Origin of the sequence: Paenibacillus sp. DP01 (assembly GCF_044784315.1) — a bacterium.
GTDB classification, from domain to species: Bacteria; Bacillota; Bacilli; order Paenibacillales; family Paenibacillaceae; genus Paenibacillus; species Paenibacillus polymyxa.
On the sequence record NZ_CP173059.1, the window covers coordinates 5,372,904 to 5,388,563 of the forward strand.

The 15,660-nt window shown below is 46.5% G+C and carries 12 protein-coding genes and 1 riboswitch; of the genes, 4 read left to right on the forward strand and 8 right to left on the reverse strand.

Annotated elements, in window-relative coordinates; genetic code table 11:
- Positions 1-90: 90 nt before the first annotated feature.
- The 6 genes from ACH59B_RS23695 to ACH59B_RS23720 form a co-directional block, all read right to left on the reverse strand.
- The gene (locus ACH59B_RS23695) at positions 91-930 is read right to left on the reverse strand and encodes a response regulator transcription factor (protein ID WP_017428587.1); all 840 of its coding nucleotides are present in this window, start codon (positions 928-930) and stop codon (positions 91-93) included.
- The gene (locus tag ACH59B_RS23700; protein WP_013373543.1) at positions 906-1,301 is read right to left on the reverse strand and encodes a Fur family transcriptional regulator; all 396 of its coding nucleotides are present in this window, start codon (positions 1,299-1,301) and stop codon (positions 906-908) included. Before ACH59B_RS23700 ends, ACH59B_RS23695 begins: the two co-directional genes overlap by 25 nt.
- A gap of 424 nt (positions 1,302-1,725) precedes the next feature.
- Complete coding sequence (locus ACH59B_RS23705) at positions 1,726-2,832, reverse strand: GerAB/ArcD/ProY family transporter (RefSeq protein ID WP_017428586.1); 1,107 nt, start codon at positions 2,830-2,832, stop codon at positions 1,726-1,728.
- On the reverse strand, positions 2,829-3,938 hold the full coding sequence (locus tag ACH59B_RS23710; RefSeq protein ID WP_019688881.1) for an endospore germination permease: 1,110 nt from the start codon (positions 3,936-3,938) through the stop codon (positions 2,829-2,831). The genes ACH59B_RS23705 and ACH59B_RS23710 overlap by 4 nt, the downstream gene beginning before the upstream one ends.
- Positions 3,939-3,962: 24 nt before the next feature.
- Entirely contained in the window at positions 3,963-5,138 is a 1,176-nt protein-coding gene (locus tag ACH59B_RS23715) for a Ger(x)C family spore germination protein (protein WP_017428584.1), read from the reverse strand.
- A 43-nt stretch (positions 5,139-5,181) separates the two neighbouring features.
- A complete protein-coding gene (locus ACH59B_RS23720) occupies positions 5,182-6,816 on the reverse strand; it encodes a spore germination protein (RefSeq protein WP_016822777.1) in 1,635 nt (544 codons plus the stop codon).
- Between the two features lie 222 nt (positions 6,817-7,038).
- Between ACH59B_RS23720 and ACH59B_RS23725 the strand changes: the two genes are divergently transcribed.
- Positions 7,039-8,130 (forward strand): diguanylate cyclase, encoded by a 1,092-nt coding sequence (locus ACH59B_RS23725; RefSeq protein ID WP_017428583.1) that lies wholly within the window; start codon positions 7,039-7,041, stop codon positions 8,128-8,130.
- A gap of 88 nt (positions 8,131-8,218) precedes the next feature.
- On the opposite strand, the gene ACH59B_RS23730 is transcribed toward ACH59B_RS23725, so the two are convergent.
- Both ACH59B_RS23730 and ACH59B_RS23735 read right to left on the reverse strand, forming a co-directional pair.
- Positions 8,219-8,716 (reverse strand): Rrf2 family transcriptional regulator, encoded by a 498-nt coding sequence (locus tag ACH59B_RS23730; protein WP_016822775.1) that lies wholly within the window; start codon positions 8,714-8,716, stop codon positions 8,219-8,221.
- Positions 8,717-8,782: 66 nt separating this feature from the next.
- The gene (locus ACH59B_RS23735) at positions 8,783-11,704 is read right to left on the reverse strand and encodes a glycoside hydrolase family 3 C-terminal domain-containing protein (RefSeq protein ID WP_404302838.1); all 2,922 of its coding nucleotides are present in this window, start codon (positions 11,702-11,704) and stop codon (positions 8,783-8,785) included.
- 232 nt (positions 11,705-11,936) lie between these two features.
- Between ACH59B_RS23735 and ACH59B_RS23740 the strand changes: the two genes are divergently transcribed.
- The 3 genes from ACH59B_RS23740 to nrdG all read left to right on the forward strand — a co-directional run bounded on the left by ACH59B_RS23740 (position 11,937) and on the right by nrdG (position 15,143).
- Positions 11,937-12,407: an AbrB/MazE/SpoVT family DNA-binding domain-containing protein gene (locus tag ACH59B_RS23740; protein WP_017428580.1), complete on the forward strand. Its 471-nt coding sequence runs from the start codon at positions 11,937-11,939 to the stop codon at positions 12,405-12,407.
- A gap of 292 nt (positions 12,408-12,699) precedes the next feature.
- Positions 12,700-14,649, forward strand: a complete 1,950-nt coding sequence (locus ACH59B_RS23745) for an anaerobic ribonucleoside triphosphate reductase (protein WP_017428579.1) — start codon at positions 12,700-12,702, stop codon at positions 14,647-14,649.
- Complete coding sequence (gene nrdG / locus ACH59B_RS23750; RefSeq protein WP_016822771.1) at positions 14,646-15,143, forward strand: anaerobic ribonucleoside-triphosphate reductase activating protein; 498 nt, start codon at positions 14,646-14,648, stop codon at positions 15,141-15,143. The genes ACH59B_RS23745 and nrdG overlap by 4 nt, the downstream gene beginning before the upstream one ends.
- A 189-nt stretch (positions 15,144-15,332) precedes the next feature.
- Positions 15,333-15,529: riboswitch (cobalamin riboswitch) on the forward strand.
- Positions 15,530-15,660 lie beyond the last annotated feature (131 nt).

Consider the following 15,660-nt stretch of genomic DNA (forward strand, 5'->3'; position numbering starts at 1 on the left):
TGTCACACCTAGTGTCAGCTTTAGGCACCGTATACAAACCGCCGAATGGTATCCATCCGGCGGAATTTATCGATATTCATAACTTTCCGTTTAATCTGCCAATCTGTATCCTACACCTCTTACGGTTGCTATATATTCAGGCTCCGCAGGTCGATCGTCCAGCTTCTTGCGCAAACTTTTGACATGCACATCTACAACATTGCTGCCGCCGACAAAATCGGTTTCCCAGATATCATGCATCATTTGCTCGCGCGAGATCACTTTTCCTTGAGAATCTATCAGCTTCAATAGCAAATCGTATTCTGTTTTGGTTAGATTCAATAGATTTTCTTCCTTATATACCAACATTTTATCACGGTCAATCCAGATATCCTTGAACACCGTACGCTGACTGGTTTGCGCTGCCTGGCGGGAAATCACCGGATGACGCACAATCATCCGCTCAATGTCATGCACCATTTGGTTGGATGCTAGTGGCCATATCAGTACCTCTTCCGAAGGAAGCAGCTCATGCGCACGTAAAGACATCCGATCCTGAACCACATACATGACTGGTGTGTCTTTCATATATTCATGCTCAAGATCATTGCGGATACTCAGCAATTCACGCCGTGGATCAGTGGCGGTCAAATCGTAAATCAAGAGGTCGCTCCCCAAATGACGCTGCACTTCAGGCTCCCAGCGATGGAAGACCATTACGTCAAAACACGCATCTGACAACGTACGCACCACACCGTGGACTACACCCGGTACGGAACTGATCAGGATGATGCGACGCGTGGTCGGACAATACAAAGGTTCATTAGAAGGAACGGTCTGCACCGCAGGTGTAGACGGGGCAGACAACATCGATGTCCAACTGCCCTTCACCCGTCTAGGCATGTCAGCTACTTTAATACGATTCGTTACTTGATTCGCTTGCTTTGACATTCCTTACACACTCCTCCGAATACGACATGGGCATGGGCAATCGTATATCCCGTTTCATGCGCAACCGTATCAATCCAATCGTGTGGGACTTCACTCATCACTTCATCTACTCGGCCGCATACCTGACAAATAATATGCTGATGATCGTCCATCCGACCATCATAACGACTAGCAGCTTCCCCTAGTTTCAGCTCACGGATTAATTCCTTATCCGTTAAATAACGCAATGAATTATAGACCGTTCCATAGGCCAGATTATATCCGCGCTCCATCAACCGATTCATAACATCGGCAGCGGTAGGATGATCGTGGGCCTCACGGACCACATCATATACCGCTTGGCGCTGCGAAGTTAAATTTAAAGTTCTCATACCGCATCTCCCTTAACCAACGCAGATTATATTTATTACAAACTTATAATCACAATAAAAATTAATTTAGAATAAGTATAAATCTTAATTTATTTCAAGTCAATGAGATCGGATAAATTGTGCCGCTTTGCAACACAATGTATACATGATATACATTCAGCTCATGGAGGGATGTTTGATGAAAACACTTTGGATATTCATACTTTTTATGCTACTAATGCTTGGGACAAGTGTGTCGGTAAAGTGGCTTTTTGGTGTTCATCATCCTTGGGAGCCTGTTTCATTGGCTTTTCGCACGATGCGACCATCAGAATATATTGTGCTGGTGGGAATGCTCATGGTGCTCCTTATAAATGTAGGCAAAAAGCCAATAGGAAATGCATTTCGCTTCCTGTTCTCACAATGGTCACGTTTCCTCAAAGTTTCAACTTCTTCCTCTGCTTCTCCGCAAGAGAGCCAGCAGGAAGAACAAACAAGGAATAACGTAAACAAATAATGGATGAACATAGATGAGGGACAGTCGTCCAAATTCAAAGTGCTCACTCAGGTTTGTTGCCCCTATCTGTGACCATAGTAAAACAATAATACCGCAAGGTAAGAGCACTTTTCGGTACGGTAAACCAAATATATCCGATATCCCCAACACTGCTGCATAAGAAAACAAGGCCACTTTAAAAAAGTCTCCGATAATAATGGACATCAGTACAATAACATCTGGACGCTGCACATATTCCGAAAGCTGCACGTTCTGGAATGTACTTAATAATGGAAAAATAGAACGCTCTGTTATATCGGTCCCCAGCACGGTTACATTTAATATTGCGACTTCAACTAAAATAGTGCCTCCAGCTAAAATACTTATATATCCAGCTTTGGTGATCTGTGAAGGCCTTTTTACAGAAGGGACAAACATCATAAAACAAATCAGCTCACCAAAAGGAAAAGCCAAACGATCCCTTAGGGCTGACATGAGTACAGGTTTAAAACCCTTACTCATGACGGGCATCAGTTCTTCAAGATGAACACTGCCCGATAAGAGCAATAATGTATTTCCCAAAAGCATAACGATGAGGATTACTACAAAAAACACCTGCCCCGTACGGGCCAGTACTTCAAAGCCAAGCCAGAGGACATAGATTGCACAGAGAATCATCAGAAAAGCCACGACTAGGCTCGGTGTTTTTTCCAGTACAGACACACGAACCAGTTCAGTCTCATCACGTAAATTTCTACTGGTCAAATACAAAAAAAACAGAATGTACAGTACCCCTATTGCCGTTCCACCCTTATTCCCTACCAATTGACGAGCATAGGTAGTCAACATTTGGCCGGGGAATCTCTCTGCCGTGTAGGTGTACATCCGGAACAATACCATTCCGACCAGCATAGCAATAGTCTGAGCAATCCAAGTATTCCGTTCATATTCACTATCCATATTAATAATGACTGCATTTCCTAGAATAAAATGGAACATCAGAATGAGCATTTGTCCGGTACTGATGTATGTTTTATTGGCAAGACGATGACTCATGGGGCATTCTCCTCTATTTTTTTATTCCGGGTCTTTTTCAGCCACGATACAATTAGAAGTAAGAGTGGAAAAAACACGGCAAATATCGGAAACAGCCATTTCAGTACAAACTCGCCTGTTTCAAGGTGATCTTGATAACCCAGTGCCATTAATACACAAGAGACTAACATGATCAGCCCAAATGGCAGAATCAGTTTATGGTAGGATATTCTCAATACATCCTCTGCCGCTTTAACTGCGGCATAATAAAAGATGAAGATTTTGAAAAAATCAAAAATTATAACGCTCATCACGCCGATCACATCGACTCTGTCGATAAAATCAGATATTTCGACCTTGCTGATCATAGTAAGCAGGGGATAAGTCGCCCGTTTGAACACGTCCTCTCCTAGTACAAGCACATTGGACAGCGTAACAACAGACAGGAGTAGCCCTCCAAACAATATAGCAGAGACCCCTACCCCATTGGCACGATAGCCTTTTTTTAAGGTGGGAAGAATCATCGCAAACGTAACCATCTCGCCGTACGGTAGCATTACGGCCTGCGAATAAACTACTTGCCATATCCGCTGCCAGCCATGCTCGGCTATGGGCAATATATTGCCCACATCCACAATGCCTGCCAACAAAATCAACATATTAGTAGCGAGACCCAGCAGCAGTAGCAAAATCAACATGATAATGGCCGTCCGGCCTGCAACCTCAATTCCCAAATACACCACATACATGACAAGTACAACCATTAAGCCACAGATGACTGTCAACGGCGTATGCTGAAGTGTACGGTCAGCAATCAGGATCCCCGTATCCCTAAGATCCCGTGCTCCGCCGTAGAGAAAAAACACGATATATAAAAAAGCAAGCGCGCTCCCTGCTTTCTTGCCCAAAAGAGCTCTGCAGTATTGTGTCATAAGCAAATCAGGAAAACGTCGGTGCAGGCTGCCATAGCAAACAAAAAGCAATGCCCCAACAATCGTGGAAATGAGGATGGCGATCCATACATCCTTACCCGCATCCCTACCGGGAATAGACATCATGGATGTGCCCAATTCAAACAGCACCATGAGAGAGATCATTTCTTTTGAACTTATCTGTGTCTTCTTCATCGCCTTCCCCCCTTCCTGATTTCACTAGTCGGCTTCTCCCCTTGAGTACGGGTTGGTTCGCGACTGTGTATGCTTCAATACCGAAGTCACCTGAACACGAACGGTGCTTTCTGCAAAATAACGGCTCCAATCGGAAGAGAGCCTTTTCCATTGTTTTGGGTATCTCCTCTCAAGTGCAAGACCTAAGCCGAACACATCGCTGCCAGTACGCTGAACCTCTTTGACGGTTGATAAAATGACGCGTTTCGTTTCCTCTGCCCATTGCTCCTGCAATCGTTTGATAACCTCTGAACTTTTCAGGTTAATGGAACATTCAGCTTCCTGTATTGCTCCGGTCTGCTTCAAATGAATTACAAAAACAGGCTCACCTCGCTCCATCTGACTGTCTATATGGGTTTTAGAGAACAAGGTTTCAATACTAACGGTTTCCCCTTTCTTATCACAACTCATTGTTGTTTCCGCACTTTTCACTTTGTTATTAATCAAAGACAGTCCAACTGCTTGGCCATCGTCCAACCAGCGGACAAGACGATCTTTTTGGAATACTCCCATCCCATTAATGTGAACAACTGCTTCCGGTAAGACATTGTCCACATTGTCCTTCCGTGAGGCCTGCTCCAAATTGCCGCTCACCTCTACGCCCGTAAGCACAGGACCACTCCCTTTACTGGACATGCTGCGAATGACATCATCGACACTCACCGCGTAATCCCCAGCGTACAAATTTTGAGATAATTCCAGCTTTCCTGAAATATCATTAGCGGGAATGCGGCCGATCGCAGTCATGGTTGCCAGTACATCCTTTCCAGTTTCACCGCGTGCTATCAGCATTTTCATCGTCAGACGGGTTTCCGTATACCTTTCCAGAAAATCCAGCGTATCGCCAATTCCATGCCGTGCCAGCTTTTCTCCGATGACGACCAATCTAGCATGCGCCAGAGAAATAGTCCGTGGGATCCTCTGTGAAGCTTTGCGAATCGCTTGAAACAGACTTTTGCCCTTTTCCCGATACAAAACGACAGGGGTATCTCCTCTCGCTTTGGCTCCAGCGATTTCATCTGCCACGATCACCTGCAGGGAGACCTCATATTCTGACTCCCCCGCCATATCAATTCCTATTCCCGCTACTACGGCTCGCTGGTTCAACTCCACAGAATCCCAGCAACTGGATAACAATGGAGCGAACAGAAGCAAGACCAAACACAGTCCTCCTATTCTCCCCTTAAAGGTTACAGCACTTTGTTCATTCCTCTTCCCCTGATACACCCTGATTGCCCCCCTCCTGCATCGGCGTGGTTTTATCCGAAGGGGAATTTCCGCTTCCATCCTTCATTCGTTTCTGGTTCTTAGACGTAATGCTTTTAGGACGTTTCTTCATCATCCAGAATGGGAGTCGCAATACGGCATCCTTTTGACTCTCCAGCACAAAAGGACTAAAAGGCGCCATGTAGGGCACCCCGAAGGAACTCAGACTGTTCATATGAGCAATTAGCGCAATCAGCCCCAATGTAATGCCGTATAGGCCCATGAACGCAGACAGGATCATGAAAATAAATCGGCACAATCTCCCGGCTACTGCCATGTTGTAGGCTGGGATTGCGAAACTGGCTATCCCCGTCAGGGCTACTACAATCGTGAGTAGCGGGGTGACAATTCCGGCTTCCACAGCCGCTTGACCCAGCACAAGCGCTCCTATAACGGATACCGTTTGGCCACCCGCACGCGGCATTCGGATACCTGCCTCACGCAAAATCTCAAAGGTGATCTCCAGAATTAACGCCTCTAGAAATGCCGGAAAAGGAACGGATTCCCGCTGAGCTAATATGCTAATCAGCAATGGAGTCGGTATCATTTCATAATGATATGTTGTTAAAGCAATGTAGAGAGAAGGCCCTAGAATAAGAATAATGAAGCTGATATATCTAATGAGCCGAACAACAGTCGCCATATCGTAACGCTCTTCATAATCCGAAGAGTTCTGGAAAAATTGAGCAAACACTGTGGGCATCACCAATACAAACGGATTTCCGTCTATAATAAGCGCCACTCGGCCCTCCATAATATTGCTGCTGATGGTATCAGGTCTTTCCGTGTTAAAGATCGTTGGGAAGGGTGTGAAATGATTTTCTTGTATCATCTCCTCAACCATGCCGGACTCAAATATAGCGTCAATGTTGATGCTTTCTATCCGTTTACGAACCTCCTCTACGACACGTGGATTCGCAATATTCTTCATGTATAGCATGGCCACATTCGTGAGAGACGTGCTTCCCACTTGAAACATTTCCAGTGTAAGATCAGAGCTTTTAATCCGTCGCCGAACCAGAGAAATATTCGTGAACAGAGATTCCACAAATCCATCTTTTGGTCCTCTGACGACTGTCTGGGTTGTTGGCTCGCTGACAGCGCGTGTCTCTCCCCCACGTGTACCGCACGCAATGGCTTTTTCGCAGCCTTCCAATAAGATGATTGTGTCCCCCATTAACAATTGCTTCATCATGGAATTCCAATCATCACAGTCCTTCACTTCTCCAAGTGCAAGCGCGTGACTCTGTATTTTTGTGTACAGCGCCTCTGCGCTCTCCACCTCCACAGCTACCTCAGCAGATGGGCGGCTAAGCATGGATTTCATGATGAGTTCATTCACCGTATCCGTTTTGGCCATACTATCTAGAAACACAATAGCGGCGGGGACATCCGCCCTAAGGCCCACTTTAAAGCGGCGAATCAGAAAGTCTGGGCTATCTGACGTCAACTCCTTAACTTGCTGCAAGTTGGTTTCCAAACAAGCCTCGATTTTTAAATAGCGCGGAGAATTTCCATTCTTCTTATCCACACCCGATTTTCTATTATGTTTGCGATAGGGATAGCGAATCATGAGCAAACCTCCTCTCCAAATGGCAACAGTACACTACCTATTTCCTAATTAATGTATCTTTGGAGTATGCTCAATCTGTTCCCAGTTATGCACCAAGCACTCGATCGAAACGTTTTAAGCAAACCCAGCGTAATAAATTTGAATAAATTTTTAATTTTTTAAGCCTAATGTCAGTTCTTTTTGATAAAATGAAGGAATATGCCTCTCGGGAGGGTTAACATCTTGTTTAGTACGTTTTTTGTAAATACCTGTATCCTTGTCACCTTTTTGTACATAACCGGTCTTGTTTCACAAAGGTATAAAATCCGTCTACACACCTTAACGCATAAGGTACATTGGATTGGTGGCGCTCTTTTTGGGTGCTATGGCATTGTTATCATGTACTACTCCATTCCAGTAGGATTTAATACCATCGCTGATCTTCGACATCTGGCTATCGTAGCTACCGCAACTTATATCGGCGCCCCAGCTGCGCTTATGGCAACGCTTTTTATATGTTTAGGCAGACTATTGCTGTTTGGTATCAACACTCAAGCCATCGTAGGCGCCATTTTTATACTGCTCGCTGGTCTGGGGTGTGCTGTACTGTCACATTTGTCCTGGTCGCGTTTACCCAAGCTGATTATGATGAATGTTTTTGCTTTGGGCATTATATTCTGTCCCCTTATGATAAATTTGAAAAATCTCGATGATGTTCTGCACGTGTATCCGCTCCAATTCTTCATTTCCATGGTCGGCGGATGTCTTCTGTACCTCATTGCTGAATCTATCAACACATCCAATGAGCTGTTACTTCGACTGGAGCATACCTCCTACACAGACCATCTCACTAATTTAAGCAATAGAAGACAGCTTGAGTTCTCATTGGAAGAACAGCTCCCTCAAGCTCGTCAACGTCATGAGCACTTATCTGTACTGGTGTTGGATATTGATCACTTCAAGAAAGTCAACGATACCTACGGACATGCCGCAGGCGATACAGTGCTGCGTCAGCTTGGGCAGATTTTAATGGAAAAGTGCCGTACTAATGATGTAGTCACTCGCAGCGGGGGAGAAGAATTCACCGTACTATTGCCGAATTGTGCTTTTCGGCAAGCATTACGCATAGCTAATCAGATTCTTAGCGGAGTAAATCAGTACGAGTTTGTTTTAGCGGACGGACTTATTCTTAAAGTCACCGTGTCCATCGGCGTGACCACCTTCCCTGGTACAGGAGAAGATATATCCGGAGCAGCCCTGCTGGAACAGGCGGACAAAGCATTATATGAAGCTAAAAAAGCAGGACGTAATCGGGTTTGCTCCTATGAAATATAACTTGAGGCATGACCCTTACACAGAAATAGCCGATACAACCCTCTCTTGAGGATCGTATCGGCTATTATCCTTTTAAAAAGAAAAGATGTTAATCCCTAGGGGAAGGTGACTTGGCATCCTTATCTTCAGTATGATTGCAATTCCCCACCACAAGGGATGTACGCTTGGCGAGCGAAGCAAGCGTATGAGATTCCCATACTTCCAGCATACGACGTTCACTCTCAGCTAAAATCTCAGATACGGCGATCGCCAACTCCCCGCAAAAAGGGTTCGTCTCCGGTTCATGCATCATCCCCGGGAAAATGGGATCACATATTTCAATGGCGTGGTATATATCAGCAAGTGTAATATGATCCGCTGAACGGGTAAGCACATAACCTCCCTCGCGCCCTTCACGTGCTGCAATCAAATCAGCCTGCACAAGCCGTGTCAGCACTCTGCGCACCAAAGTGACTTCGCAATCAATGGAGCGGGCAATAGAGCCGCTGGCACAAAGCTCCCCGTGTTTTTCCAAATAGACAAGCGCCTTTACCGCAATTCCAAGCCATTTGGGCGTTGCGGTGCGTAGTCTTTTTTCACTATTCAAATGAGATGACACCCCTAAGCTGTAGAAACTTCGTTGAATGCATTGTACGTGATGTCAGATGTAAGTTCAAGCCTGAAAGCCGGAACCCTCTGGATCCCTAGCGCCCAAAGTAAAATGACCTAGTCGTACTTCTCCACTAAGTGACAGATAAACATCCCGGATGCCGGAGGCTGACTGTACCTTTTCCGAGAGTGTCACCCATGCTTGTGCCCCTCCTGTATTACCCACATTGATGCGTGCCACAGCTTGGCTGTCTGGCCCATCCAAATGCAGTTCAATGGCTGCATCACTGCTGTTGCCTGACACGCGGCACTGAAACTCGGCTACACTCACCGTATTCATGTCTACGCCATGAAAAGCAATCCAACCAGAACGTTGCGGTGAACGGGGACGTACACAGGCCTCCCTTTGCTCCTTGCTTTCATCCAGCAGGATGTCGAAGCAATCATCAAAGTTTTCAGCTCGTATCCTTGGTCCAGCTTGCCGTGGTGGAATAACTTCACCTCGAACGTACACAGGATGCTCCAATCGAATATCTGCTGAGGAGGCACCTGCCAGCAGTGTATATTCACCCGATTCAACGCAATAACAATCCCGTGTGACATCCCAAATCGCCCAATCCTTTACCCGAACCGTAAAAGAGACCGTTCGCGTCTCACCTGGCTCCAAGCGAATGCGTTGAAATCCACACAGTGTCTTCAACGGACGCTTTACGCGCGAGGCTTCAGAGCGTACATACAGTTGTACAACCTCTTCGCCAGCAGCTTCCCCCCGATTCGTCACATCTACCCACACCTGGATAGTATCTGCGGCGTCAAGTGTAGCCATAGATTTAACGTTATCCTTATGGGCGTCTGTATGCAGATCACTATATTCAAATGGCGAATACGTTAGCCCATGTCCAAATGGATATAACGGTTCACCTTCAAAATATTGATAGGTACGGCCGCCACGGATAATATCATAATCTCTGATATCACCCAATTGATCCTCATTCTGAACCCAGGTCATGTTCAGACGCCCTGCGGGTGCGTAATCTCCAAACAATACATCCGCTATGGCTGTACCATGCTCTTGTCCCGCATGAGACGTATATACGATCGCTGGAATATGCTCTTGAAGCCAAGGAATCGCAAAAGGATAGCTGCCCGTCAGAACCACAATCGTATTCGGATTAACGCGATATACTTCCTCGATAAGTCGCTGCTGGGAAGCAGCCAGTTCCAAGCCTGGGCGATCATTCTCTTCCTTTCCGTTAATGAGCGGGTGATTTCCAACGAATACAATCGCTGTATCTGCCGCTTGCGCAGCGGCTATCGCCTCCGCCAAGCCATCCGATACCGTCTCAATACGGAAAGTCGTACGGTCGGAGTCTGTGACATTAGATGCAGGAGTTGCGGATTCCATCACCTTTAAGGAGCCTTCCGTTCCTGCGATCACTGGCTTACCATTCCACGTGGTCCACAGATGCTCTCCTTGTTCTACAGGAGTCAGTCCAAAGACCTCTTTAACATACCAGCCATACGCTTCAGCAGCTGTCACGCGAAGCGTCTCCTCATCGCTCGTCACATAGGTACCCAGATGTTCATCATGCAGCGTCACGCTGCCATAGCCCCAATCTGTCATGGTCAATACCGTTGGCTCTCCATCCTGGGACAAGCGCATATCGCCAGAAGAATTAACTATGAGCTTCGCGCCATCAGTCGATGCCGTCAAGGTCACACGATCTTTGGCATCGGAGTACACGACACGTTCCTCCGCGCCCCCGCTTTCCAGCTTGGCACGAATCGCCTCCAGCGGTGTAACCCGGTAAGGTAGCGTACCGGAATACCAGTCGCGGAACACCTCATTGCCATGCAAACCAATGACCGCTACTTTGCCACACTGGGCAGGGTTCAATGGCAAAAGTTCCTGCTCATTTTTGAGCAGTACGATCTGCTCCCTCGCCGCACGCAACGACAATGCACGGGCTTGCTCTGTCATTAAAGCCTCCTCCCCGATGGAGGCATAGGGATTGTCTGCCGCCGGATCAAATTCCCCCAAACGAAAACGAACACGGAACGTATGGAACAATGCCCGATCCAAGTCCTCTTCTTGTAGCGAGCCCTGCTCCAAAGCTTCTCGAATCGCCTGCTTGGAGAGCTCTGCATCATCGGTAATGCTGTCAATTCCAGCGCGAATAGATTCAGCCACGCCCGGCGTATGGGAATCGTAATATTGATGGTCGTTTACAATCCCCATCACATCACCCGCATCACTTACGACAAAGCCGTCCATTCCCCATTCGCCTCTGACAATATCGTTAACACCATGGTATAACGTAGCAGGCGTTCCGTTAATCAAGTTGTAAGAAGTCATCATCGACTGGGCTCCGCCCTCCGTAAAAGGCTTCTCAAATGCTCTTAGATAATATTCTCGCAGGTTTCGTGGGTCTATGCTGGAGGAGCCAATACCCCGGTCCACTTCATTATTGTTACCTAGAAAATGTTTTAACGTCGCAACCGCTTTCAAATATACCGGATGATCACCCTGGATCCCTTTGACTAACTCCTTCGACAATTCTCCCGTCAAATACGGGTCTTCGCCGTAGGCCTCCTCATTCCTTCCCCATCTTGGGTCACGCTCCATATCCACTGTAGGCGCCCACAGGGTAAGACCGTTCAATTTTGGATCACGACGATAGTAGATACGCGCCTCATCTGCAATAACAGAGCCGATCTGACGCATTAACTCCGTATCCCAAGTACAGGCCAAACCCACAGGCTGAGGAAATGAAGTGGCCTCCCCCAACCAGGCTATCCCGTGTGCTGCTTCCGTACCGTGCTTGTAAGCTGCAACTCCCAAACGGTCAATGGCCGGCTGGTATTGCAGCATAGATTCGATCTTTTCCTCTAAGGTTAGTCGCGACACGAGATCCCGTACACGCTCATCTAGTTGAATCTTCGGATCTTGAAATAAATATTCGATACCCGTTGTTTCATGACTCAAATCCGTCATCTCCTTAGCTTCATTAAGATGATAAAAAGTTATGCACGAAAGCGCTTTAATATATCATAACGAAAAAGGAGTACACCAGCAACAATACCGAAAACATCCTAAATTGGATGAAATACAAACCGCGGCATACGAGAAAAAAAGTTACAATTTCTTTTTCTTATATAAAGCTAAAAATGATATTTTTTGGTATAATCAGGATATATCATTGAAGGAGGAAGCGCTGATGAAAAATACCGGAATGACACGGCCTCTGGATCAGCTGGGGCGAATTGTACTCCCTAAGGAAATGCGCACCACTATGGATATCAATATCGGTGATTCGCTTGAATTCTTCGTAGATGAAGAAGGATTTGTATTAAGGAAATACACGGGTGTCTCCTGCAAATTTTGCGGCGCAGTGGATCATTTAACTTATTTTCGGGACAGCTTTATTTGCGCTGATTGCATCCAGTTATTAAAGAACGATGAACATGTACATGCCACAAGCAACGATGCCATCCAGGCTCAAGAACATACCAAATCGAACCAAGCCAACACTACCTGGCAGCCCAAGCATTCCAGAGTGCAACAAGGTGAAATGGTAAAAAAGCTCCGCAAGCTGATTCAGGAACATCCGAACCTGCCACAAAAAGTGTATGCAGAAATGCTCGATATTTCCCAAGGCCGTGTGTCCCAACTGAAAAAGCTGCTCTAAACCTTCTAAAAATTTTTTTCCCAATATCATATACGATGTACTCGAAAACCTACTTATTTCACTGTAACTACAATGGCCAGGTGTAGAGTAAGGTGCATATCTGTGGATGTGTCCCTTATTCTATACCTGGCCTTTTCCTGCTTCTCGCCTCTATCAATGTGACAATAGTCACATACTCTCAATGTCTACGTATATACAATATATAGATCGAAACAATTGGTTATCACTAGATATCATCAATATGTTGTTTTTGTGAAAAATATATATTTTTTACTATATGGAGGGTTTTACGATGAAGGTGCTGGAGGAACATCAATTATACGACATCGGTGAGCGAGTCATTGGGGCACAAGATCTGGACATGCTGCGGGAGAATGCAAATTTAAATGGAGAATCGTTTAGCGGCAAAATGAGCAAGCTTGGCTCGGAATATGCCAAATGGTATGCGCGCCTGCGTGTACTTCCGCCTGAATTAACAGACGCGATTGACCATGGGTATGTATATGTTCACGATTTGGACCAATATGCGCTCGGAACTACAAATTGTATCTTTATCCCATTTGGTCGTTTGCTACAAGACGGTTTCAATACAGGCAATGGCTCTGTACGCACACCGCAAACAATTATGTCTGCTATGGCACTGGTCGCCATCATATTCCAGTCTCAACAAAATAGCCAATTTGGTGGTGTCTCTGCCAATAAAATAGATTGGGATCTAGCTCCATACGTTGCTCGTTCCTTCCGCAAGCACCTGCGCAAAGGACTCCGGTTGTTCAAGGAAGAAATAGACTCCAACTGGTCTGATGACGAACTGCATTTAGCCAATACCCATTTGCAAGAAGTCTGCCCTCGTTCATACTCATTTGCCTATGAGGAAACGGAAACAGAAACCCGGCAGGCCGCCGAGTCGCTCATTCATAACCTGAACACGATGAGCAGTCGGGCAGGGGGGCAAATTCCGTTCACTTCACTGAATTACGGGATGTGTACGTCTGCTGAAGGTCGGCTTGTTTCGCAATCGCTGCTGGAAGCCACGATTCGTGGACTGGGCAGCGGGGAAACTCCTATTTTCCCACAACATATTTTCCAATGTAAAAAAGGAGTCAACCAGGCAGAGGGCGATATCAACTACGATTTGTTCATAAAAGCGGTAGAATGCTCCAGCAAGCGGATGTATCCCAACTTTGTGAATGTGGATGCTACCTTCAATCTGCCTTATTACCGCGCAGATGACCCGGATACCATCATTGCCACGATGGGCTGCCGTACCCGTACCATTTCTGACCGTTTCGGCAGAAACCGCCAGAGCGGCAAGGGTAATCTCTCATTTAATACTATTAATCTGGTACGGCTCGGGATTGAATATGGTATTTGCACAGGCAAGCGTCTGACACCTGACCGTGACCGCTTTGACGCGAGACTGGAAGAGGTTATGCGAATTGCAGTAGACGGTCTAATCCATCGCTATCATATCCAGACCAGCCAGCCAGCCAAAGCCTCGGACTTTATGATGCGCGAAGGGGTATGGGAAGGCGGAAAAGAACTGGCACCTGATGAGAAGGTGGGAAGCGTCCTAAAGCACGGTACGCTTTCGATCGGATTTATCGGGCTGGCTGAGTGTATGAAAGCATTATACGGAAAACACCACGGAGAGGATGATTTTGTATACCGTGAAGCACAGCGAATCATCACCTCCATGCGCGTGTATTGTGATCGAATGAGTGAACATCACAATCTAAATATTACACTGTTCGCGACACCTGCCGAAGGGCTGTCGGGCAAGTTCACATTGCTGGATCAACGTGACTTCGGAGTTATTCCTGAAGTAAATGACCGGGAATATTACACGAATTCCTTTCATATTCCGGTGTATTACAAGCTCCCGGCTGCTCGTAAAATCAGCTTGGAGGCTCCGTTCCATAATCTATGTAATGCGGGTGCAATTTCATACATCGAGCTGGACGGTAATGCGCGGAATAACCCGGAGGCGTTTCTTAAAATTGTTCAATACGCGCTGCATCAGAACATTGGCTACTTCTCCATCAACCATCCGGTGGATCGTTGTACGGAATGCGGCTATGAAGGGATTATCGGGACAAGCTGTCCTCAATGCGGCACGGATGAGGAACACACGCACTTTCAGCGTTTACGTCGGGTAACCGGATATCTGACAGGTGATTATACCGTTCGTTTTAATGCTGCCAAGCAAGCCGAAGTTCGCGACCGGGTGAAGCATAAGTGAATTTGTGCGGCTATATTCCGGAATCTCTGAATGAAGGATACGGCCTGCGCACCGTCGTATTCATTAGCGGTTGCCGCCATGCCTGTCCCGGCTGCTTTAATCCAGCTTCGTGGAACTTTCGCGCAGGGGAGCCATTCACGCCCGAGCGTCAACAGGAGGTCATCCGTGATATCATGGATAATCCGCTGTTGGACGGATTGACTCTCTGCGGGGGAGACCCTTTTTTCTCAGCAGCAGAATGCTCGCAATTTGTACGTGACTTCCGTGCGGCTTGTCCCGACCGAACCGTCTGGGCCTACACAGGCTTTGTTTACGAAGATCTGCTCATGGATCAGGAGCGACAGGAGCTGGCGCTATTGTGTGACGTGATTGTAGATGGCCGTTTTGTTGAACAGCAAAAAGATCTGACCCTCCCCTTTCGGGGCAGCCGTAATCAGCGCCTGGTAGATGTGAAAGCCAGTACTCAAGCAGGTTACACCGTTTCATTAGCTTAAAGGCGATGTTCTACTTAGCAAGATGCTATACCAAAGACAAGTTCCCCACGATGGGTTGGGCTTGTCTTTTTTGCATATAACTAACAGATTGCACCCCAGTTTCTATTACTGTTTCTATTGCACATCCTGTGAGTTTCACTTATGATGGTGAACAAGTATACGAGTGCATAATTATTCGTCATACCTTAATCGCATAGTTTGGAAATAGGTGTCTGTTCTATTCAGATCAGACTTAAAAGGGAAGCCGGTGCAAATCCGGGACGGTCCCGCCACTGTAAACGGGGAATGTTCAGCTGCTCATACACCCACTGGTCCACAGACCGGGAAGGGATGCTGAACGTCATGATCCGTAAGTCAGGAGACCTGCCTATTTTAACAACATCGCAGTACCTACGGAAGATAGGGAGGTGTTAAGAGCAGTCGCCGTATTTTTGAATTTTAATCGCGGAGGCATTCTTTCCCCTACTTATTTTTAGCCTTGGGGACAGAATGCCTTTTTTGGTACGTAAAAATAAAC

Excerpts from the sequence above, each read along its gene's own strand:
- ACH59B_RS23705 (WP_017428586.1), bottom strand. The coding sequence starts at position 2,832 with ATGAGTCATCGTCTTGCCAATAAAACATACATCAGTACCGGACAAATG.
- ACH59B_RS23710 (WP_019688881.1), bottom strand. The coding sequence starts at position 3,938 with ATGAAGAAGACACAGATAAGTTCAAAAGAAATGATCTCTCTCATGGTG.
- ACH59B_RS23700 (WP_013373543.1), bottom strand. The coding sequence starts at position 1,301 with ATGAGAACTTTAAATTTAACTTCGCAGCGCCAAGCGGTATATGATGTG.
- ACH59B_RS23740 (WP_017428580.1), top strand. The coding sequence starts at position 11,937 with ATGAAAAATACCGGAATGACACGGCCTCTGGATCAGCTGGGGCGAATT.
- ACH59B_RS23695 (WP_017428587.1), bottom strand. The coding sequence starts at position 930 with ATGTCAAAGCAAGCGAATCAAGTAACGAATCGTATTAAAGTAGCTGAC.
- ACH59B_RS23745 (WP_017428579.1), top strand. The coding sequence starts at position 12,700 with ATGAAGGTGCTGGAGGAACATCAATTATACGACATCGGTGAGCGAGTC.
- ACH59B_RS23720 (WP_016822777.1), bottom strand. The coding sequence starts at position 6,816 with ATGATTCGCTATCCCTATCGCAAACATAATAGAAAATCGGGTGTGGAT.